Origin of the sequence: Flagellimonas meridianipacifica, from assembly GCF_003001695.1 — a bacterium.
GTDB lineage: Bacteria > Bacteroidota > Bacteroidia > Flavobacteriales > Flavobacteriaceae > Flagellimonas > Flagellimonas meridianipacifica.
Genome location: NZ_PVYX01000002.1, coordinates 1431796 through 1453765, shown reverse-complemented (window position 1 = coordinate 1453765; position 21970 = coordinate 1431796). Strand labels below are relative to the sequence as shown.

Sequence of the window (21970 nt, the reverse complement as noted above, 5' to 3'; positions counted from 1 at the left end):
TTTGCATAAATCCGCCGTACCTGGAATATGGTTATCTTTATAATTCTCTGATAACCATTAATAAGACTTTAAGCGCAGTATGGCTTCCAAAGCAAAATACCATATTTCTGTTTTGATGGACATGGACAACTCTTCCAAATCTGCACTGCGCAGTGCCGTGGAGCTTGCGAAAACACTTGGTGGTAGGGTGGAAGCCCTCTATATCAAATCCCCGTTGAAAGTGGTAAAACAAGCCAATCAGTTTTCGGCCAAACGTGACCTTTACGAAGATAGTAGGCTCGCAAAATCAACCATTCAAGATTTGACAAAAACCATGGGAGAAAATGAAAGTTTAGACATTTCATATACCATTAGTTATGGGAATGTGAAGAATAAACTCAAGAGCTACCTGAGAGAAACAAATCCCGACATTTTGGTATTGGGAAAACCCAAGTATAGGGCTTTGGGTGGGGTTGAAGAAAAACTGACCTTATTGATTGTTGGTGAAAAAGACAACTTACTATCTTTTAAAGATTTATCCTTAGGCATTTTCGGTGATTCAATACCAGATGCCAAGAACGAAATTCTTCAGGTTTTGAAAAAGGAAACTACCCAACCTATACGTTTGTTTAGCATTAAAAAGGGAAGACAAAATGATACTTCTGGGCAAGAGACGGATAACAAAACGGTTTCCTATGTGTTTTCCGAAGGAACAAACGCAATAGACGGGCTCACTTCCTATGTTGAACGAACAAAAACCCAGTTGTTTTGTATTCCCAAAACCAAATCCGTTAAATTTAGCTTCCAGAGTGACGAAACCGAGCAGCTGTTGCGAAAAGTAAATGTTCCGGTTTTACTTCTATCATGAAAATGTCCTCAGGTTGTAACCCTTTTTATTCTTTATTATATAAAATGAAAAATCTTTTTTCCGCAGCTACAGTGCTAACATGCCTAATGGTATTAGTTATAGGTTGTAAAAACAAATTAAATAGTGAAAAAACTACTGAAACCAAGCAGTATGAGGAACCAATCTCTGAATTGCCCCTTAACCGGTTGAAGTTGCTCAATGGCTTTAAAATTGAAGTATACGCAGATAAAGTGGATGGTGCGCGTTCGATGGCTATGGGGAACAACGGGACATTATTTGTTGGTACGCGAAACGACAAAACGGTGTATGCCATTCAGGACCGGGACCAAGATTACAAAGCGGATCGCATAATTGTCTTGGATTCCACATTGGAAGTACCTAATGGAATTGCATTTAGAAATGGTTCTTTATACGTAGCGGAAGTTAATCGGTTGTTACGCTATGATAACATAGAGGAGGAGCTGGAAAATCCTTCCGAGCCTACCGTGGTGTATGATGATTATCCAACCGAGTTTCACCATGGCTGGAAGTATATTGCTTTTGGACCGGACGATAAGCTTTATGTGCCTGTAGGGGCACCCTGTAATATCTGCGATAGTACTGTATCAGACCAAAGATACGCCTCCATAACTAGAATGGATCCTGATGGCTCCAATAGGGAAATCTATGCGCATGGGGTACGAAATACAGTGGGTTTTACCTGGCATCCAGAGACACAAGAAATGTGGTTTACGGACAATGGTCGGGATATGATGGGGGATGACATACCTCCATGTGAGTTGAATAGAATTACCGAACAAGGTCAACACTTTGGATATCCATTTTGTCATGGCGGTACTATTAAAGACCCAGAATTCGGTGACCAAAGACCTTGTGAGGATTTTGTGCCTCCGGTTCAAGCCATGGGAGCGCACACAGCACCTTTGGGGGTAAAGTTTTATACAGGGGAAATGTTTCCAAAAAAGTATAAAAACCAAGCTTTTATTGCCGAGCATGGTTCTTGGAATCGTTCTAAAAAGGTGGGATATAAGATTTCATTGGTGGAGTTGGAAGATAACAAAGCGGTAAGCTATACCACATTCTTGGAAGGCTGGCTGGACCATGAGAGTCAGGAACAATTTGGTCGCCCGGTGGACATTTTGTTTTTGGAAGATGGGTCCATGCTGATATCAGACGATTATGGAGATGCCATTTATCGCGTAACATATGAAAGGACCATAGCCAGCAACCAGTAAACACCAATCTGGTGTTTACTGGTTGCCTGTATGGCTCTTTTTCAAAGAGTATTCCTTAATTGTTGATGTAATTGTACAATTCCTGAATCTTTTCAGGAGTATTGAATTTACCCCCATAAAAAGAGGTAACCGTGGCGGAAGTATCATCCTTTATTCCTCGGGAGGAAACACATAGGTGTTTGGCATCAATAATGACAGCCACATCTTCAGTACCTAAAATAGCTTGGAGTTCCAAAGCAATTTGATTGGTCAATCGTTCCTGTACCTGAGGGCGTTTGGCAAAGTATTGTACAATACGGTTCAATTTGGAAAGTCCTATGACCTTACCAGACGAAATATATGCAACATGTGCTCTTCCAATTATAGGAACAAAATGGTGTTCACAATTGGAGTAGAAGGTGATGTCCTTTTCAACCAACATTTGGTTGTATTGATATTTATTATCAAATAGGGCAACCTTGGGCTTATTGGCGGGATTTAATCCCGAATAAATCTCATCTATATACATTTTTGCCACCCGCATGGGAGTCCCTTTAAGGGAATCGTCCGTTAGGTCCAAGCCCATAACATCCATTATCTGACCAAAAAGGTCGGCAATCTGTTCCTTTTTTTCATCATCCGAGAGCTCAAAAGCATCCGGCTTCATAGGGGTTTTTACGCCAGTATATAGATGGTCATCGCCAATCTCGTCATGGGTATAAGAGTTCAATAAATCTGTGGATTCGAGGTAATCTTCTAGTAGTAAATCTTGATCTTTCATTTGATAATTCCAGTGGAACTAAAAAGCTCCCAGTTCAATTATAAATTTTAACAAGTTAAAGCTAATGATTTGTTTAATGAAAAACTAAAAATATTAAACAATTTTAACAAACATATAGCTTATTGTGTAATCAGCAAATATCGTACCAACTGTTTGTCCGTCGAAATCCCTAGAGATATGAAATAAATGAAGGGATAGCAGGACCAAATAATATGTCTGAATTTATGATCATAGCTTACATTTAGGCAAAGGCGAATAGAACTAGGCTCGGAGAAGCCCATGATGTCATTTTTGCAAAAAAAACTGCTAATCTTTTTCTACTTCCTCCATCATCTGGTCGAAAGAAGTAATCCAGCTATACAGTTTACCGCCTAAACTAATTATAGGACCAGATAAAGAATCCATTTCTTGCGTCGATTTGGACAAAAATTTACCCAATTGTTCTTTAACGTCAGGTTTTTCATCTAAGGAAACACTTCTAAAAAGGAAGTTTTGGGTGTTGAGTTGTTCAACAATACTATCACAGGCACCACAACCAGTGTATGTATAGATAGTGATTTGTTTTTTAGGCTTGACTTTAGGTGGAGGGAGATTTAGTTTGGTAAACTCTTTCTTAACAGCCCGTTTTGATAAACTGTCGTTGGTTTTGAAGATTTTAGAATAAACCGGTGTCTTGTCCCGAAGTAGGATAATAGTCTTTAAATGAACTTTGGAGGCTGCAGGAACACGAATCCATCTGGGTTTGGCTGCACTTTGTCTAAAATTGGTGCCTTTTACTTCAAACAGCACGTCATAATCTGTATACGTTCTGTTCTCTGCAAAAAATGTAATCCGATTTTTGGATTGGGTTTCGACTACCTTGATGGTGCCTTGCTGTGCATAAGCAAAAGTCCCTACAAGACAGAGCCATAAAGTCAGTGCTATTGGGATAGTGCTAGAGAAGTTAATTTCTTTTTCAATTAATTGCATACCTTAAAATACGGCAAATCATTGGATTATTAAAGATACGGAGGTGAAGCGTATATTTTAAATGGTTACTCGATATAAAAGAGCTTTTAGTGATAGGGGGTTTAAAATTCTTATTTTACATAATATAAATTATAGTACAAATGTATTGTTTTGCTTTTCTAGCGGTTTATCCATTTGATAGCTATAATTCTATTATGTAAAATTGTAAATGACAATTTAAAAAGTACAATCTGATATTTTAAAATGTACAATTAACATTGAACTTTAATCTTTTTGTTCTTTAAAATTCCCGTAAGTAAATGTTTCCTAGATTATAGTTGCAATATCTTTGGAAATCAGCCTTTTTAACTACAAAAAGTAAATTAAGCTAATAATTACTGCTATTAACATAAAAACTGATAAGCACCCTTTTGATTGTGACTCATTTATAAAACTCAGGTTTTGAGCTCTTCTCAATTCTTTATTGAAGTTTTTTTCCCAACCTTCAGGAACCTCGAAAAGTATTACTTGCTCTTTTCCATCTATTCTATTCAAAGCCTCCTTATTGGCCTTTATAATCCCAACGTTCCAATAACAATGTATCCGATTTTCTTTCGTGTTCAATTTTACCATCTTCCCATTGGATGGTCACCCTTGTCAATCCACCCTTTGGAACATTGTATGGCCTTTTGGGACTAGTGGAGGGATACAGTCCTGCGAACCTAATCGACCCGTCATCTATTTCAATAGTGCCCTCTCTAACCCTGCGCCACTTCCCTTCACCATAAATTCTATCAAATCGTTGCTCGGAATACTCAATGGTAAATTGATGTTTTTCCATCAACCGTTTGTCGGCCAATCTATCACCCTTAACTTCCCCAAGATTGAGGGATGAAATTTTATAATCTTTATCTAGATATATGGGGTCCGGCAACACAATCCAATTTGAACCATCCCAAAATTCTGAGTTTAAAGTAAAACCTCTTCTGGTCAGATCATTGCTGTCCCATACTTCCCTTTTCTCCCTTATGCCAAAATCAGGAGCTTCCAACTTAATGTAATCATGGTCCTGGAAGGCCCAATAACCACCCTCAGTTCCTGTTTCTGAAAAGAATGTCAGTTTACCACTAATTTGCATAACCTTCAAATATCGCTATAATAATTTTACGACACTTGGGCAGGTCGTTGACCTTTTTTACTACGGTTGAGAAGTGCATTACACAATTGGTATGTTAAAACATATTCAAAGGAACAATTAAAATAGAATGTGAATAGGTAGCTACTCCCCTATCCCGCTGTCCCTTCCAGTATGGTCCCAAAAACAGACCTTTTTGATACTATGCTCTAATAAGGTTTACCCAAAGTAGCTCTAATCAAAATGTTAATATTTGGATATTAACGTTTTATGATTTTTTACATACTTTTAAGGTACTATGGGTTCAGCCAATTCACATCCTAACCCCCTAGCATCACGTCTTGAGCAACAGCTTAAGTTTGAGAAATTGATTTCAAAGCTATCAACCCGTTTTATCAATATGCCTGTTGGTGAAATCGATACTGAAATCAAAAATTCCCTCAAGTCGTTGACCGAATTCATGGATGTCGATTACAGCAGCCTGAACACCTACTCCGAAGAAACAGGATTGGCCTCAACTACTCATTTCTATGCTCGACCCCACCTAGATTCTTTTATAACCCATGAGGATTTTAGGCAGATTTCAATGAGCAAATTCCCATATGCCGTCAATGAATTGACAAATCAAGGTATGATATGTATAGGTGATGTGGATGCCCTACCTGATGACGCAAAGAACACCAAAAAGTTCATGAAAAACTTTGGGCTGCAATCTCTTCTTTATACGGCTCTTGTAATCGATAAAAAGCCAATAGGCTTTCTGGGTTTTGATTCCTACGAAAAGAAAATTGATTGGTCCTCGAAATATATCAGCCGATTAAAGTTGGTCGGCGAAATTTTTGCCAATGCCTTGAATCGGAAAGCTAGCCAGGAAGAATTACAGAGGGCGTACAAACAACTGGAAACCCTAAAGAACCAATACCAAAAGGAGAGTGAATACCTACAAGATGAAATAAAGTTAAATCTTAACTTTGAAGAGATCATTGGGAAAAGCGGGTCACTCAAAAGCACCCTTAAGCAGGTCAAACAGGTAGCTCCCACCGATAGTACGGTTTTAATCCTAGGGGAGACAGGTACCGGAAAAGAGCTTATTGCGCGTGCCATACATAAAAATAGCCGAAGAAACCAACGTCCCTTGATCAAGGTGAATTGCGCGGCCTTGCCCACCTATCTTATTGAAAGTGAACTCTTCGGTCACGAAAAAGGTGCATTTACCGGAGCTATTAACCAGCATATCGGACGTTTTGAAATGGCGCACGAGGGCACTATTTTTTTGGACGAAATAGGTGAGATGCCCCTCGAACTTCAAGTAAAACTACTACGTGTTTTGCAGGAAGGTGAGTTTGAGCGTATTGGAAACCCAAAGACAAAAACCGTGAATGTTAGGGTCATCGCCGCCACCAACAGAGATCTATTGAAAGAAATTGATAAGGGAACCTTTAGACAAGACCTTTATTATCGATTGAACGTATTCCCCGTGGAAGTGCCCCCACTTCGTGAGCGAATGGAGGACCTCCCCCTTTTGGTCCGACAATTTGTGAGCAAAACGGGAAAAAAAATCGGTAAGTCCATTGATACCATCCCCGAAGCCCTTATTTCAAAATTAGGGGAACACCACTGGCCGGGGAACATCAGGGAATTGGAGAATATAGTAGAACGTGCCGTAATCACCTCGGAAACCAATGTATTGAGTCTCAAGGATGCCCTGATCAAAACCGAGCCTTCTTCAGTACATCGGACAAACAGTTCATTACAAGACGTTGAAAAAACACATATTCTTCAGGTACTTAAAAAGTGCAATTGGAAAATAGAGGGCCAAACGGGTGCCAGCAAAATCCTGGATATCAATCCGAGTACCTTACGATCTAGAATGTTGAAACTGGGCATTAAAAAAGATGTCTCATCTTAATTTTTCTTTCTTTCCTAGAATAATCCATCCCATTTTCCGCCATATATAGCGGAAGCCGTGGTATTTCGAGGCAACTTCTTCTTTGACTCGCGTCTTATATATTTTTAAAATATTGATTATCAATTAATTAAATAAATATTAACGTCGTGGCACGGCCATTGGATATGGTATGCCGTCTTAAAATTTTTAATCAATAATGACGGTAATAATGGCTTTAGTAGAAGTAAGAAGCAACAAACGAAGTGAATTTTTGAACATCATGCAAGAAGTGGCCCTGAAAACAAAAGAAGACCACTATTGCGAAAAATTTGAAATCTATCAAGATGTCGAGAATGAAAATATCTTTTCATTCTTTGGAAGTTGGAAGAACCCCAATGGGTTTCGGATGCACCTAAAATCAGATCAGTTCACGATGGTCCTGATTGCCTTAAAACTTCTCAAAAAAAATCCTGAGATACGATACTTCAAAAATCAAATGACCATGGGAATCCATGGTCTGAAGGAGTTGAGAAACATACTGCAGGCCCATTGAGGATTCCTGAATGATAGAAATGTACAGAGCAGAAAATGAACCACTTGTTGGAAGATTATTGGGAAGACCTAAGATGGGAGGCCCTGATCACATGGCAACGATTGAACCTAGCAGAATTGAACCAGGTCAATGGAAACGCTATTGAATTGGAAAAACTAATACGACGTGAATATGAATTTAATGCATGGCAAATCCAAAAACAGATCAAGGACCTGATCAATAGATATGATAACCTGTTTTTCTTGGCGGATTGGAATTTCATCAAGGTCCATTTATTGGACTTCTGGCCTCCACTTGATGGTGATGATATCAAATATATCAATGGTAGCCGAATACGAATGTTAGGAACTGTAGAGCGGAAATATGGATGGACCAAGGAAAGGGCGATGGACGAGGTAAGCAGATTTCTAAGACAATTCATGGATTGAACAAAAATGTAAAAACACTAAAACAATAATTATTAATCAATTAAATCAAAAATCATGAGTGAAATTTTAAATGGTTACTGGAACGAGCTTAAAGGCGAGGCTCAAAAAACTTGGGGAAAACTGACCCATAACGAACTAGATCAAATTGCTGGGGACGCCAAAAAATTGGAAGGCCTGTTACAGCAAAAATACGGCCACTCCATTGAGGAGGCCAGAAAAGAGGTCAACAAGCTGCAGGACCGTTATGACAACATGACCTATTCAGGAGAGTGGAACCAGCTTAAGGGAAAAATGCAAAAGTATTGGGGAGAGATCACTGAAAATGAAGCAGATAAAATCAATGGCAGTAGAACCCGTTTGGTCGGTCTTCTCCAAGAAAAACTTGGAAAAACCAGGTCGCAGGCCCTTGAGGAAGTAGATCAATTCCTGAAAAAAATATCCTAACAACTATCTAAACACCCCTGGGCTATACCAGGGGTGTGTTTAAACCATCCTTAAAAACAAATAAAATGAAAACACGAAACATTTACTTGATTGGAATTTTGTTGCCGACCCTTCTAATTTTGGGAAGCTGTAATTCCATTAAAAACTTGAAAACGGCTGTTGAATATGATAAGCAGGCCGATTTTAATACTTACGAAAGCTATAAGTTCGACAAGGAGCTATCATATTCGGACACCCATGACAACTATAGCAGTCAGAATCAAAGAGCATTTGAGAATGCGATACATGACCAGTTGAAAAAGAAGGGGTTGGAAGAAACTGAAACCCCAAACCTTCACATCAACTTTTTTGTTGTGGACACCCAAGAATCCCAGAGCATCACTCATACCTCCTACCGAAACCAGCGATATGGTGGTATGGCACATGTGGATACCTATATCAAGGAGTACGAGCTTGGAACATTGGTAATTGATTTAGTGGATGTCTCCGCCAATAAATTGGTCTGGAGGGGATTGGCGAACGGTATCATCACTGGAAAACAGGACGATATGGAGAAAACCATCAATGAAGCTGTCAAGGCAATATTATCAAAATATCCGCCCAAGAGCTAAATCATCAAAAAAAGAAAGAACCATGAAATTCAAAAGAAAAAATTGGTGGATGTACCTCTTGAGGGGAGTATTGTTCATTGTTGTGGCCGTACTGGTATTCAGAAACCCGTTGGCCTCGATTGTGGGCCTGACGGCGACCATTGGATTGCTGACCTTTTTCACGGGATTAGTTTTCATAATAGGTAGTATTACAGTAAGAAAGTTCTATAACAAATGGGGCTGGACACTTGTGCTGGGGATTTTAGATATACTACTAGGCGCCATGCTCATGTTCTATCCAGGAATGACAGCACCTTTATTGGTCATGTTCATCGGCTCTTGGACAGTGGCCATCGGTATAATGGAATCCGGTCTGTCATTCGGGCTTAAGAAACTTAAGTTCAAGAAATGGTGGGTGTTATTGGTGATGGGCCTACTGTCCATTTTGTTCGGGGGCATTATAATTTTCAGGCCTTTGGTCGGAGCGTTGTCGGTGACCATGTTTATGGGGATGCAGTTTCTGCTCTATGGAAGTTATTTGATTGCCAAGGGCTTCCAGAAAGAAGAGGCCCCTACGCCTACCCCAATTCCAATTGAAGATTGATAACAAGGGATAACGATATATCAGATATTATGAAAAGGGATATGTTATGTCTTACGGAAATCATCCGTAGGATTGAGAAAATGAAATACCAAGGAGAAAAGGCTCCAACTGATTTTTCCATAAAAGGCTATTCCAAGGGAAAAGTGGATTATCACATCCAACTGTTGAAAGATGCCGATTTTATAAAAACAGGTACTAACGATAAAGGCCGGGAATTGCCGATCAGACTTACTTGGAAGGGCCATGAGTACGTATTTCAGACCTTGAACAGTACCGTTAACGTTGTTGAGGAAGGAATAGGTGTTGTTGCGGATTTAATGTAGAATATCCTTCTGGATTCCCCCCTGCTAAAGGCGCAGCTGGTTGGTCCGCGTCCTTTGGGGGAATCTTCCTTTAAAACTCTTTCCGTATGAATAAGTTAAAGCTGTTTTTCATTTTTGTTCTTCTTGCAGTTCACACCCAAGCCCAAATTGTGAACGTGGAATCCTTGCGAAAGGTGACCGACACCTCCAAATGGTCGGGAAATGTTGGACTCAATCTAAGTTTGATCAAGAACAGGAACGATATTTTTAAGGTCACCAATAGGGCACATCTACAATATCTGAACAAGCGAAACCTTTTTTGATTGTCACCAATTTAAATTTTCAGCAATTGGACAGTAGCAAGTTTGTAAACAGTGGTACCATTCATCTGCGTTACAACTATAAACTCAAACCTAAAATTGCCTTGGAAGTCTTTTTTCAATCCCAGTATGATGCCGTTTCCAATATTTCTTTGAGAAACCTAGCGGGGCTGGGACCTCGGTTCAAGATTGGCAATTCGGATAAATACAAGTTCTATCTGGGAACCTTGGTGATGCATGAGTATGAGAAATCAACAGAGACTTTTGGCACTAATATCAATAGGGATGTAAGGGGCAGCGGTTACCTTTCTTTTAGCCTTTATCCTACCGACCGATTTTCGATGGTAAGTACCACATACTACCAACCGAACCTCAAAGAATTTGGAGATAATAGAATCTCAAATGACACTTCTTTGACCTTTGAGGTGTATAAAGGATTGGGATTTACATCCACTTTCAACCTTTTATTTGATGCATTTCCACCAACAGGAGTCCCCAAAACGCAATACACCTGGACCAATGGAATTGTGTATTCCTTTGATTAAGAAGGGGAAAAGGGATTAACTTCTCTAAATAGCTTCCACGTGTATGCTTAATCACATTAATTCAGGAAACCGAACAACTGTAGTCTATGATAAAATGAATTTAAACAGCAAATAATGAATCCCATAAAACCACCTTTTACCGAACTTTTAATAAGCTTACGGAGCGGTTATTTTATAGTGTGATTTCTTTTGGGTAATCCATCCCTTGTATCAAAATTTTTAAAGTCTAATAAAACTTTCATGAAATTAATTGGAATATTATGCGTCTAGTCTACAATATCTAATAAATGGTCGCTTAATTTTTTTTAACCTGACTTCATATTTTAAGTTAACAAAGTAGATAGATAAATTTTATCAAAATACATTCTCATTTGAAAATCTACTTGGAATATTCTCCTTTCGCATAAGAAGCTAACATGGATGCATTTGGTGTCTTACAATTGTTCGGGAAATCAAAGAAATATATACACTTGGGAATACCGTTTTCAAAGATGATCCTAACGGTTCCTGTACTGTTGGTTTTGAACCCGTTGTACCTATAATTTGCGACCAGTTCTGTGGGTCTTCCCATGGTATTTGTATATTTCTTTACACTGGACACACTTTTTGGTACATACCGATTGAATGCCCATGTTTTGGCCTGATCATCCACTAGTTCATCTATCAACCTTTCAAAGTCTTGCTCGCCATTTGGCCCTCCCGAATTTTTCATTTTTTCGTATTTGCTGCGTTCTTTCATTTGAACCGCTGGCTTGTCCAAAGCAAACAACCTTAAATTCTCTTCAAGCCGCCCAATAGAAGGACTGTTACAGGCATTAAGATTGAAAATCAATGACATATCTGTTGCCAAACCCTTGGCCTTATGAGCTATATCCACGGTATTTCCCATAGCATTCGGATCGGTCATAATCTCAATGGTAGTCCTTAGTGCATCCCTGTTCTGTATGTCAAGAACGGTCAAATAAGCTCCATATAGCTCGGGGCGTGCATAGATTCCTGTACCCACGGTTTTCCACTGCACGCATGTCCTATCCGTCTCAACCCCGTAACCATTGGTTGTTACCCGTTCCTTAACGCAGACATTCTCCATAATCTCAACTTTATCTGCGGGAAGTGCATTAGGGCACCGCCTACCAAAAGCCCTTAGATATTGACCGAATATCGATAGGAATTCATTGTCCTCCCTGGTCATGTCAATATTTTCAAAATGCCCCCGAAAGACATAATCAAAGAACTCTGCACAGTACAATCCGTCTGTATTCAGTTCTATGGAATCGCCGCTCTTTATAAAACTGATTGGATGTTGTTCAACTGGGCAATTAAACGAACCCAGGAACATAACAATCATTATAAGGACTGAATTTTTCAAATACGTATTTTTCATTGGTTCAAGTTTTTTACAGAAGTTTCTAAGGCTTAAAGAACCTATATCTTATCAATTTTTATTAGGTAAAAGGAGTAATTATCCTTTGTGTTTCCATTGGCTTCGGCTTTTATCATTGCGGATATTTTCTCAACAGGAATTTCCTTTTTGAACCAATTTCCAATTTTTTCCTCGTCCATATTTTCAAGTACACCATCCGAGCATAGCATGAAAAAATCGTTCTCTTGAAGGTTCTCGATAGTTTTCACATCCGGTTTGGAAGGGTTCAGGCCATTGATGGCCCTCGTTATGATATGTCGTTTGGGGTGGTGCTTAGCTTCCTGCTGCGTAATCTCTCCCATATCCAACATTGCCTCCACGACTGAATGGTCCTTGGTGCGGTACAGAATTTCGCCATCCCGTATATGGTATATTCTGCTATCACCTAACCAAGCCACCTGCACTTTTCCAGCATGACCTCCGATATACAACAGGCTCAATGTACTTGCCATGCCCTTCGACTCCGGAAAGTTTTTTAAATGTTCACGGAATTTATTTTCCACAAATTCTAGGGCTTCGAACCAATAGGTATGCACTCCCCTGGGTGGGTTATCGTTGATAAAAGAAGCCATTTCGTTACATACCAGACGGGATGCCAGTTCACCTTTGGCCTGGCCACCGACACCGTCACATACCATGAACAGCCGTGTATCTTTAGTTGGAATTGCAGGGTATATGGTATCTTCGTTTGAGTCCCTATTGCCTATTTCATTACAATTGACCGGTAGTTGGATTTCCATGTCCTTCAATATTTTTTAGCAATAAAATCACAGGCATTTTTATATCCCTTTTCACAAGATTGTTGATACCAGGTTTTTGCCAAATAGGTGTTTTTTGGGGTGCCAGCGCCACTATAGTAACAAGAGGCCAGGTTATACATTCCGACCCTATCCCCATTTTTCGCGGACTTTTGATATAGCCCAAACGCCTGTTTCATGTTTTTCGGACCTCCGAGACCATTATCATACATATAGCCAAGAAAACTCTGTGCACTGGCATGGTCTCGATCAGCCGCTTTTTGGAACCACTTTTTGGACGCGTAGTAATATTTGCCATTGTAATACATCACCGCCACCCTATATTGACTGTGCAAGTCCCCTTTTTCTGCGGCTTTCAAATACCATGGTGTGGCCTTTCCTTTTTTGTCCTTGCCCAATTTGAGGTCGTAATACAGGTCTGCCAATTTTATTTGGGCTTGGAGATATTCTTTAGTAGCTGCGTTGAGATACCTTCTTTCGGCTTCAAAATAGTCTGTGGGCCCCGCCAAGCCCTTTTCAGCCATAGTGCCCAACATATAGTCCGCAGCTATAATGTTTTGGGCCGCTGATTTGGTAAAAAATTCTTTGGCCTTGTCGTAATCCTTGTTTTTTCCTTTTCCTTCATAATATAATCTGCCTAAAGCATACAGAGCTAAACCTTGATTTTGTTCAGCTGCGAGCTCATAATACCGTATTCCCTGGGTTAGGTTCGGAGTTCCATCAGCTTCCCCGTACTCAAGAATTTTACCCATCATGTATTGGGAGTTCGCATACCCTTTATCAGCAGCTTTCTGGTGCCAATTTTTGGCTAGTTTTATGTCCTTTGGAACCCCAAGACCATTATAGTGAATAACACCCATATTGTGCATCCCGAAGGTATTTCCCTTTTCGGCCGCCAATTGGAACCATTTTTTGGCCTCTGGATAATTCTTGTCATTGAAATATAAAGTACCCAACTCATTTTGAGCTCCCAAATGTCCTTTATCCGCCGCTTTGGTGAACCATTGGATTGCCTTTATACGGTCGGGTTTGGCCAATACTCCATTCTTATAGAAAATGCCCAGATTAAATTGGGAAATAAGATCCTCGTTCTTGGCAGCGATTGTAAATAGTTCCAAAGCCTTAACCGTATCTTGGGGCACATACTGACCAAACCTGTACATATTCGCCATGCCCCGATATCCAGAATACCTGCCTATGGACGTGCATTTTTCATACCCCTTAAATGCTTCCTCATAGTTTTTTTCTGACGTATTGAGTATTGCCAAGTTTTCAATTGCAGCTGGATGGCCCTTACTAGAAGCTTTTTCGTAGTAACGTTTTGCCTTACCCGCGTCCTTTTCCATGACAAAACCAAAAAAGTGCATTAAACCCCTTAGATTGAGAGCCTCTGGGTTACCATCATCGCTTAAGGTCACAATGCTGTTCTTTGCCTTTCCATAGAATTTTTTGGCCTCGACCGTGTCCATGTCCACACCGAGTTCGTTTTGATAGGCCCATCCATGATTAAAGTTCGCCAGGTCATATCCTGCATCAATGGCCATATCCGCATATTCAAAACCCTTCTCGTAATCGACCTCTGTCCCATACCCATTTTGATTGAATCTGGAGAGAAAATAAAAGGCTTCCCCGGACCCATAGTTGGAGGCCTTAATATAGGTATCATGGGCCTCTTTGAACTTCCCCTCCTTATAAAGGTTCCACCCATCTGCCAAAAGCGTATTTATCTTGGTGGAGCGATAAAAAGCATAGCCCCCGATGCCTAATCCCAATACCAATAAGCATGTTATTAGGGCAGGCCAGACCTTTTTCCTTTCGCCTCTTTTGCCTTCGTGCTTTGATGTATTTGAAGGAATAAAAATGGTGCCCTCGCCATCATCGATTCCGCTCAAAGCACGTACGAAGCCAGAGACAGAGGAAAATCTATCTATGGCATTTTTCTCCAGACTGGAGCGTAAAATGGCTTTATACCTTTCAGGAACTTCCGAGTAATCCGGTTCTTCACCAATGATACTGTCCCTGGTCAGTTCATAGTCCTTGCTGTTGTGACCAAAAGGTAGTTTTCCCGTCAACATCTTGTAAAACATGATTCCCAAGGCCCAAACGTCCGTTCGTTCACCGATTTCGCCATTCAGTCCAAACTTCTTTTTGAAGAACTGTTCAGGGGCCATATAATGGGGTGTTCCCACCCCCTCGGTCATGGACTGTTGGATGGTTTTTTCGGATAGGACATCTTGACTGATACCAAAATCCGTTATTTTGGAAACCCTGTTTCCACTTCTATCCTTGCCGAAAAGGACATTGCCGGGTTTTAAATCCCTATGTATGATACCCTGTCCATGAAGATAATCCACTGCTTGGGCGACTTCCAAAATAATTTTTTCGGAATCCATCGGGGACAGCCCTTTTTGAATGGCCTGTGCCAAGGTGCCCTCCCCAGCATATTCCATGATAAGAACTGGATAGCTGGCATCTCTGCCCATGGCATCTTTGTGGACAATGTACTCGAGATCATAATACGTGATTAGATGTGTATGGGAAAGCCCATCAATTTTGGAGAACTCTTGTTCCAGACTGTACTTTTTCTGTCCAGTACTCCCTTGTGTGCCCCTGGAAACGGCTTCCTTGTAAATCTTGAGTGCCACATACCTGCCTTCGGTATTCAAATCACGTGCCTTGAAAACCTCGGCAAATCCACCTTCCGCAATCAGGTCTTTTTCAGGGTCCCACTCATAATGTGATAGTTTCATAGGTTTTTGTTGTTTGTTCGGTCGTTCCCTAAATGTACTAAAAATCAATCCTGTTCTTGGATATGGGCGACCATTTTGCACGCCCCATCATGGCCCTGTCCACAGGCTTTGTTGAACCACAGTTCCGCCTTACCCAGGTCTTTCGGAATTTCCAACCCTTCATAGTACAGGTTGCCCAATGTCACATTTGCATTGGTGTTTCCCATATCCGATGCTTGCTCAAATAATGGAACGGCTTTCTGAATGTCTTTGGGCACTCCCTGGCCCTTAAGGTGCATGATTCCCATATTGAATATGGCTGGGGCATACTTCTTTTTTGCGGATTTTTGAAAGTATGCAAACGCCTTGGAATAGTCTACTTTAGCATTTTTCCCAAAATAATAAGTACAACCCCTTTCAAAAAGTGCTTTTCCGTTCTTTGGGAAGAACCAAATCCCCGCCAATACCGCCAATAATATCCAAAGGGAAAAACCCCATAGCCAATCTGTCAATGGTATTTCGTAAGACGGCATAGGGTTCGGTAGACTGCCGGTCTCTTGAAAGGATGCCAGTTGTTGTTCATCAAGGGTGTAGTAGGAACCAAATTTTCCCTTGATGCCCAAAACATAGCCATCATCCTTCATGTATACCCCCATGAAGAAAAATTGGGAAGTGGTCTTATATCCTAAATAAAGGTCTTCCCCATTGGAACCCTTTATGTCAACATCCATAATTTTTTCTATGCGCTCGCTTTTTCCGAAAAGGCCCCTGACCCTTTTGGCCATGGCTATGTTTGGAACTAAAGCCATTAAGACTATAATCAGTACAAGTTTTTTCATTGTTTCAATTTTTGATGGTTATCATTAGAGTTTGGTCTACTTACTTTTTTGAAAGCCCATTTCCTGGCTTCTTCCCCAAACCGGGTATTCTCTCTGAGCAAGTCCCGAAAGCTGTAGGATTCGAAAAATCCACAACCGGCACAAAACGATACCTCGCTTTCTGAATCATAGAGCCCCTTAACATGGGCTTTTTCCAAATGGGTCAATTTGAAAACTTGTTGTTCTTCCAATACCTCACATACTATTACCGCCAAATATCTTTTTCCGGTATCATTCGAGAAAAGCAGCTCACGTATTTTTTGATATTCCGCTTTATATATGGCCAACTCCATTTCCCAAACCGACTCTGTGGGTCTGCCAAAAAAAGAGCAGTGAAACCCTACTGTTGACCGATGTTCTTGGGTATTTTGGGAGTAATCAAGTTTCATTCCTGATATTAGGAACATGGACAAGAAGGAAAGTATCAAAAAAGATGGGGATAACTTGAGTTTTAAGGAATTTATGGTCTTCATCTTCTGTTTGGTTCATGTTTACATACATGTATAACCATAAGATGGAAATGTCATCTTTTTTTATTCCCATTTACCTTTTTTCTTCGTAAACCACTGTTTTTATGGGTTCCCTTGTCATAAAAAGTCGTGCCAACCTGTTTTTAGTAATATCAACCGTAATTAAGGGCGTCGCTTCTTTTGCATCTTCATCCAAAGCATAAATTTGATTGTCTTGGACCAGGTAATAATAATATCGTCCAGTTTCTTCCACCCGGTATACCATTACCTTTTCCAAATCCAAATTGGCTTGGATCATAAGTTCCAACTGATGTTCTTCTTTATTGAAAAAATATGTTTGTTCTCCAATATTGTCATTATCAAACCTGACCACCAATTCCGACAGGACAGTTGAAGCATTTTGGACTCCGACAATATCCAATGTGACCTTCTCTTGGGATGGTACTGATTTTAAGGGCCCATTGAAAAGTGTATTTACACCCTTATTGTTGCGCTTTACATCGACCTTTATCAACGGTAATCTCCGCTCTGTTTTTTCCAAATCATAGTAGTCGTTTTTATATTTGAGAAAATAGCCAGATTCCCGGTTCTTTAAGATTCTGAGGGATAGGGCTTCCAATTTTCCCATCAACGGATTACCGTACAATTTGAAAACACCATCATGAAAAGTATAGAAAAGGGGGGTTGAGGATTGATATTTTCTTACCGCTCTGCTCGGAAGTGTTTTGTAACCTCCAATAGCCAACTGTACCTCTCTTTCTGTGTTGGGGTTTTGAACACTATCGTGTTCTTGCAAATCATCGGTATTCTCACTATCGACCAGACCGTCATTATCCTGCACTCTGTCAATATTTGGGTTATCTTGCTTGTTTTCTTCGACCAGTTTTCCTTCATTCACCTCGAAAATGGAATCGGTCTTTATTGTGGATGTTGTGTCCACGTCCACTACGGTAGGTTTGGTGTTTGATGTTGGAGGGCCATATTCATTGAAAAGTAAAATTGCCCCTCCGATTATCAAACATGCTGCTATTGCCCCACTATAAATGAAAAGTCTGCGATATTTTCCGTTTGGTCTGTCTGAAGTCGTAGTTCTTTGGTTTTCCTGATACTCTTGATAGTACTTTCGTAAGCGGTTCTTTAATTCTGCCTTTTCTTTCTCGGTGATTTCCTCATATATTTTTTCATAGACCCTTACCTCTTTGGCAAAGTCGGGATTGTCTTGCAACAACTTCTCTACCTCATCTTTTTCCAATGGGGCCAGTGTACCTCTAAGGTACTTGTCTATCAGCGCTATGTACTTTAAATCCTCGATCATTTTACTGCTCCAAAGCGATTATGTCGTCATACGAAATGCTGGATCTGAGCTTTTTGAGACATCTTAATTTTTGTTGACTCGCCGACCGGGCACTTGAGTAGTTGAACCTTTCCGCGATATCCTCCATGCGCATGCCCAAAAAAATTGCGGCCTCTAGAAGGGACTTGCATGGTTCCCCCAAGCGTGACATGGCTCTGCCCAAATAATCCTTTAATCTGGGCCCTCTGCGGGTAACCTCATATATCAGTTCTTCTTCAAACTTGCTTTCAAAACCATTGGCTTCCCCAGGTTGCTCGTGGCGCTTTCTTCGGTTAAGTTGGTTGAGCCACTGTCTTTTGGAAATTTCAAACAGGTATGTGCTTATTTTACTTCTTTGCTCGTATTTTCCAGACATTACATTCTTGTAAAAGACGATTATCGCTTCCTGGAACACATCGAGGGCATCCTCCTCGTCCCCATTGTTTCTGAGAATCCAGCTTTTTACCATCCCCAAATGGGCATATAACTGCCCAAGGCATTCCTCATTACCTGATTTCAGCTGGCGTAAAAGTTCTTGGTCAGTCATTTGGTCCTAAGGCTTTCTTAAAAACTGATTTCAAGTAGGTCCTCTATTGGCACATTGAACCGATACCCCTCGATGAGTACCTGTGCTTCCCCCAAAATAGTGAAATTCACTTTTTGATCGGTCAACCAAGAGAATTTCATTTGTTTCAACAAGTCCAGATTATTTAAAGTAACCTGTAAAGGAATTATTTGTGACCCCATGGGTCTCTGGTCATAAGGTTTTTCCAACGTCCAATGTGCTACAGATTCCTTGGTCTTATCTAGGTAAAAGCCCAGCTCCAAACTGTCGATTTGGTATGCAATGGGCATCCGGTTGACGGCCTCCATTTCGAGTCTGAGCTGCGTTTTTCTTAAAGAAGGTAGCTTGTTACTGGATATGGAGCGTAACTTGAAATTTTTGCCATAGTCCAGGTTTTGCTCAATCTGGGTCAGAATGGCCTCTTTGGTATTAAGATCAATTTGCTCATCCAATACAATACTAAAAGAGTTCAGCATAAAGCTGACCTTCCCGTTTCCCTTGAGGTCAAAAGTCGAAGCTTCCGAGGTTAGCAGTTCGGGATAGAATGTGCTTAAACTTTTTAGGCTTATTTTACAGCTTACGGGGATTCCTATGGTGTCATTGGCACTTAGTACAATCTGTTCCTTTAGGAATCCACGGCCCACCAACGAGTCCCTGTAGTAGATTTCCATACTGGATTGGCGCAATTTTGTCCTGACATTGTTTGGGTTGTAAACAATGTAGTCCATCCCTACCATAAGGGTGTCATTTTTGGAGTTTAAAATGGCGATATTTTCAACGGCCACGAATTCCGGTCTCTTGGCGCATGAGATAATGACCGAAAGGATGGCGAACAGTATTGTTGTCTTTATTTTGGTTATTGTTTTCATAGGGCATCCTTCTTTTTAAGTGATACGAAAATCAGCAGGTAAAAAAGCATGCTGAGAATGGCGATGGCCAAAAGGTTCCTATCAAACCCATCAAAAAGGCTTCCTATCAATTTTCCTTCGCCCACCAGTTTTTCATTATAAAGGTCCAATATTCGAAGGGCTGAGGAAGGGGCATCCTGTACCCCGTTGACAGGAGGGGGCATTGCCACTGAAGCAATTACGGATTGTGTGGTATCGACAGTGCCTTCCAAAGTTGGAGAAGCCTTGTCCTGTACCCGTGCCAATCCCTCGGTGCCCCATCGTCCCAGGGTGAAAAAGCTCAACAGTTCCACAAGGGTATTGTTTATTTTGGTCATTACCCCTGCCAACATGATCTGTGGCATCAATGCAATGGGCACCACTGTCATCACCTTTTCAGTATTGTTGAAGGTCGCTGAGAGCCAAAGTCCTATGAGCGAGGCTGAAATGGAGATATAAAACATGAATACCGCGCTACCCCAAAACGATCGCAGGAATATCTCTTCAAAGTCGGGGTGGGAATTCCATTTAAAGTTAACATACACAATGCCCACAAAAATGAGGGTCTGAATCAATGCGATGAGCGCAAGAACCGTCCATTTAGAGAGGATATAGGTATTGATGCCCAAATTGAACATGCGCTCCCTTTTGTAAATGGGGAGTTCCCCGACAATTTCCTTGGCGGCATTACTGACTCCGAACCAAATCCCTGAAATGGCCATCAAGAACAACACCCCTACCTGGAACTTGTCGAAGACCAAACACACCAGTCCACCTATTATGATAGGTTGTGCCAAGAGAAGTCCGAGGTTCTCCCTGTCGTTGACCTTGATTCTGAAATACCTGGAAATCAGCCAGAACAATTGTAGCCAATGGGAGTCTTTCCGCTCTTTTTTGATTTCCAGGTTGCTCGTCCCGGACACACTTTGCTTGGGTGGTTTTTGATAAAACTTGCCAACCACCTCTATATCGCTCATTTTGCTATAAACTTCCACAATATTGCCCACTTCAAAATGGGTGGTCAACAAATCCGCTGGTCCTTTAAAGACCAAATGCCCCTGTACTCCCAGAAATATGACCTCATCCACATAATTGAGGTCTTCTGGTTTGTGGGTGACCATGATTATGGTAGTCCCATTGTGCGCTAATGCTTTTAAGCTGGTCAAAAAGCCCTCTATGGTTTCAGGATCCAGTGGAGAGGTGGGTTCATCCAAAAAGAGGATAGTAGGTTCGGTCAAAAGTTCCACGGCAATGGAGACACGTTTGCGTTGACCGCCAGAAAGACTGTCTACTTTTGTAGTTCGAATATCTTTCTCTTTGTCTTGGTCCAAATTCAGATCGGAGATGACCTTGTCTATCCTTTCATTGATTTCCTCATTCGTCGTATCATCCGGCAAACGCAATTTGGCGGCATAGAACAAGGTCTTATACACGGTTAGTTCCCTATGGACAATATCATCCTGTGGTACATATCCTATCTTTTTTTTGATTAAGCCAAAATTTTCTGCCAACGACAGTCCATGAATCAGTACTTCCCCGGACGTAGCGGGATTCTCCCCGTTTAGACATTTTAATAAGGTTGACTTTCCGCAACCCGAGGGACCCATCAACGCCACAAACTTGGATTGGAGGATGTTCAGTGACATATCTTGGAGTCCAATTTTGTTGTTTGGGAATTTTTTTTGGATGGCCAAGGCCTTGATGGCACTTTTTATTTTTCTAAGGTCTTTGGGGCCATTAGCGAGTGTTATGCTGTAAAAGGATATTGTAATCGTATCACTATCCTTCAACTTTGTCTTGGTCTTTATCTCTTTTCCGTTGAGATAGGTCTTATTGGTAGAGCCCAAATCTTCAACCCAAAAACTCCCTTGGGAATAGGACAGCAAAGCATGTTCACGGGTCACCGTAGGGTCTTCCAAAACAATGTCATTGCTTTTTTGACGTCCAACTTTTAGAATCCCCTTGGCAATGATTTTTTGTTTGAAATCAGATGGCTCTGGCCCTATAATTTCTTCTTGTTCCTTTTTTCTAGTAAGCCCTTCAGTGGAAAGGTAAAAGGTTAAAGAAGCGATATGGATTGTATCCCCCGGTTCGATACTTGACCAAACATTGGGCTCCAAACGCTTTTGATTTACCATGATTCCGTTAGCGCTTTCTAAGTCGATAATGAAGATTCCTTCTGATCGTAACTCAATTTGGGCGTGTTGCCGAGAAACTCTTTTGTTGTCCACTTCAATGTGAGCACCATGCCCCTTTCTCCCGATGGTCAGTTTTTTTCCCAGTTCAAGAGGCTGTGATTCAGTATTGTGAACTAAATACATTTATTTT

General features: G+C 40.8%; 23 protein-coding genes. 11 read left to right on the top strand and 12 right to left on the bottom strand.

The annotated features are described in order from the left end of the window. Nucleotides 1-79: 79 nt before the first annotated feature. A complete protein-coding gene (locus tag CLV81_RS16665) occupies nucleotides 80-847 on the top strand; it encodes a universal stress protein (RefSeq protein ID WP_106146519.1) in 768 nt (255 codons plus the stop codon). Between the two features lie 86 nt (nucleotides 848-933). Continuing rightward, on the top strand, nucleotides 934-2082 hold the full coding sequence (locus tag CLV81_RS16660; RefSeq protein ID WP_106146517.1) for a PQQ-dependent sugar dehydrogenase: 1149 nt from the start codon (nucleotides 934-936) through the stop codon (nucleotides 2080-2082). A 55-nt stretch (nucleotides 2083-2137) separates the two neighbouring features. Here the strand turns inward: CLV81_RS16660 and folE are convergent, their stop codons facing one another. The 3 genes from folE to CLV81_RS16645 form a co-directional block, all read right to left on the bottom strand. Beyond that, nucleotides 2138-2842, bottom strand: coding sequence for a GTP cyclohydrolase I FolE (gene folE / locus CLV81_RS16655; RefSeq protein ID WP_106146515.1), 705 nt, complete (start codon nucleotides 2840-2842; stop codon nucleotides 2138-2140). Between the two features lie 306 nt (nucleotides 2843-3148). After that, a complete protein-coding gene (locus CLV81_RS16650; RefSeq protein WP_106146513.1) occupies nucleotides 3149-3811 on the bottom strand; it encodes a glutaredoxin domain-containing protein in 663 nt (220 codons plus the stop codon). A 541-nt stretch (nucleotides 3812-4352) separates the two neighbouring features. After that, nucleotides 4353-4928 carry a hypothetical protein gene (locus CLV81_RS16645; RefSeq protein ID WP_106146511.1) on the bottom strand — a complete coding sequence of 192 codons (576 nt, stop codon included), beginning with the start codon at nucleotides 4926-4928 and terminating at the stop codon, nucleotides 4353-4355. Nucleotides 4929-5223: 295 nt separating this feature from the next. Here CLV81_RS16645 and CLV81_RS16640 point away from each other — a divergent pair, with 295 nt between their 5' ends. The 9 genes from CLV81_RS16640 (at nucleotide 5224) to CLV81_RS16595 (ending at nucleotide 10599) form a co-directional block, all read left to right on the top strand. After that, nucleotides 5224-6834, top strand: a complete 1611-nt coding sequence (locus CLV81_RS16640) for a sigma-54 interaction domain-containing protein (RefSeq protein WP_211298019.1) — start codon at nucleotides 5224-5226, stop codon at nucleotides 6832-6834. A 196-nt stretch (nucleotides 6835-7030) separates the two neighbouring features. Next, nucleotides 7031-7366: a putative quinol monooxygenase gene (locus tag CLV81_RS16635; RefSeq protein WP_146129929.1), complete on the top strand. Its 336-nt coding sequence runs from the start codon at nucleotides 7031-7033 to the stop codon at nucleotides 7364-7366. Nucleotides 7367-7401: 35 nt separating this feature from the next. After that, on the top strand, nucleotides 7402-7794 hold the full coding sequence (locus CLV81_RS16630; protein ID WP_106146507.1) for a CsbD family protein: 393 nt from the start codon (nucleotides 7402-7404) through the stop codon (nucleotides 7792-7794). 54 nt (nucleotides 7795-7848) lie between these two features. Continuing rightward, nucleotides 7849-8238 (top strand): CsbD family protein, encoded by a 390-nt coding sequence (locus CLV81_RS20730; RefSeq protein ID WP_211298018.1) that lies wholly within the window; start codon nucleotides 7849-7851, stop codon nucleotides 8236-8238. Between the two features lie 65 nt (nucleotides 8239-8303). Next, on the top strand, nucleotides 8304-8849 hold the full coding sequence (locus CLV81_RS16615; RefSeq protein ID WP_106146505.1) for a DUF4136 domain-containing protein: 546 nt from the start codon (nucleotides 8304-8306) through the stop codon (nucleotides 8847-8849). A 22-nt stretch (nucleotides 8850-8871) separates the two neighbouring features. After that, complete coding sequence (locus tag CLV81_RS16610) at nucleotides 8872-9432, top strand: HdeD family acid-resistance protein (protein ID WP_158259147.1); 561 nt, start codon at nucleotides 8872-8874, stop codon at nucleotides 9430-9432. Between the two features lie 29 nt (nucleotides 9433-9461). Next, nucleotides 9462-9755, top strand: a complete 294-nt coding sequence (locus tag CLV81_RS16605) for a DUF2513 domain-containing protein (RefSeq protein WP_146129928.1) — start codon at nucleotides 9462-9464, stop codon at nucleotides 9753-9755. Between the two features lie 86 nt (nucleotides 9756-9841). Beyond that, on the top strand, nucleotides 9842-10057 hold the full coding sequence (locus CLV81_RS16600; protein ID WP_106146499.1) for a hypothetical protein: 216 nt from the start codon (nucleotides 9842-9844) through the stop codon (nucleotides 10055-10057). A 26-nt stretch (nucleotides 10058-10083) separates the two neighbouring features. Beyond that, nucleotides 10084-10599 carry a DUF481 domain-containing protein gene (locus CLV81_RS16595; RefSeq protein WP_158259146.1) on the top strand — a complete coding sequence of 172 codons (516 nt, stop codon included), beginning with the start codon at nucleotides 10084-10086 and terminating at the stop codon, nucleotides 10597-10599. Between the two features lie 379 nt (nucleotides 10600-10978). On the opposite strand, the gene CLV81_RS16590 is transcribed toward CLV81_RS16595, so the two are convergent. The 9 genes from CLV81_RS16590 to CLV81_RS16550 form a co-directional block, all read right to left on the bottom strand. Beyond that, entirely contained in the window at nucleotides 10979-11983 is a 1005-nt protein-coding gene (locus CLV81_RS16590) for a hypothetical protein (RefSeq protein ID WP_146129927.1), read from the bottom strand. 41 nt (nucleotides 11984-12024) lie between these two features. Beyond that, nucleotides 12025-12762: a PP2C family protein-serine/threonine phosphatase gene (locus CLV81_RS16585; RefSeq protein WP_106146493.1), complete on the bottom strand. Its 738-nt coding sequence runs from the start codon at nucleotides 12760-12762 to the stop codon at nucleotides 12025-12027. Nucleotides 12763-12767: 5 nt separating this feature from the next. Next, nucleotides 12768-15530 carry a serine/threonine-protein kinase gene (locus tag CLV81_RS16580; protein ID WP_106146491.1) on the bottom strand — a complete coding sequence of 921 codons (2763 nt, stop codon included), beginning with the start codon at nucleotides 15528-15530 and terminating at the stop codon, nucleotides 12768-12770. Nucleotides 15531-15574: 44 nt separating this feature from the next. Beyond that, nucleotides 15575-16348, bottom strand: a complete 774-nt coding sequence (locus CLV81_RS16575) for a tetratricopeptide repeat protein (RefSeq protein WP_106146489.1) — start codon at nucleotides 16346-16348, stop codon at nucleotides 15575-15577. Beyond that, a complete protein-coding gene (locus CLV81_RS16570) occupies nucleotides 16345-16860 on the bottom strand; it encodes a hypothetical protein (RefSeq protein WP_146129926.1) in 516 nt (171 codons plus the stop codon). The genes CLV81_RS16575 and CLV81_RS16570 overlap by 4 nt, the downstream gene beginning before the upstream one ends. Before the next feature lie 70 nt (nucleotides 16861-16930). Then, nucleotides 16931-18172, bottom strand: coding sequence for a hypothetical protein (locus CLV81_RS16565; protein ID WP_106146485.1), 1242 nt, complete (start codon nucleotides 18170-18172; stop codon nucleotides 16931-16933). Between the two features lies 1 nt (nucleotide 18173). Next, complete coding sequence (locus tag CLV81_RS16560) at nucleotides 18174-18737, bottom strand: RNA polymerase sigma factor (protein ID WP_106146483.1); 564 nt, start codon at nucleotides 18735-18737, stop codon at nucleotides 18174-18176. Between the two features lie 17 nt (nucleotides 18738-18754). Beyond that, nucleotides 18755-19624 (bottom strand): LEA type 2 family protein, encoded by an 870-nt coding sequence (locus CLV81_RS16555; protein WP_106146481.1) that lies wholly within the window; start codon nucleotides 19622-19624, stop codon nucleotides 18755-18757. Next, complete coding sequence (locus tag CLV81_RS16550; protein ID WP_106146479.1) at nucleotides 19621-21963, bottom strand: FHA domain-containing protein; 2343 nt, start codon at nucleotides 21961-21963, stop codon at nucleotides 19621-19623. The genes CLV81_RS16555 and CLV81_RS16550 overlap by 4 nt, the downstream gene beginning before the upstream one ends. Between the last annotated feature and the right edge of the window lie 7 nt (nucleotides 21964-21970).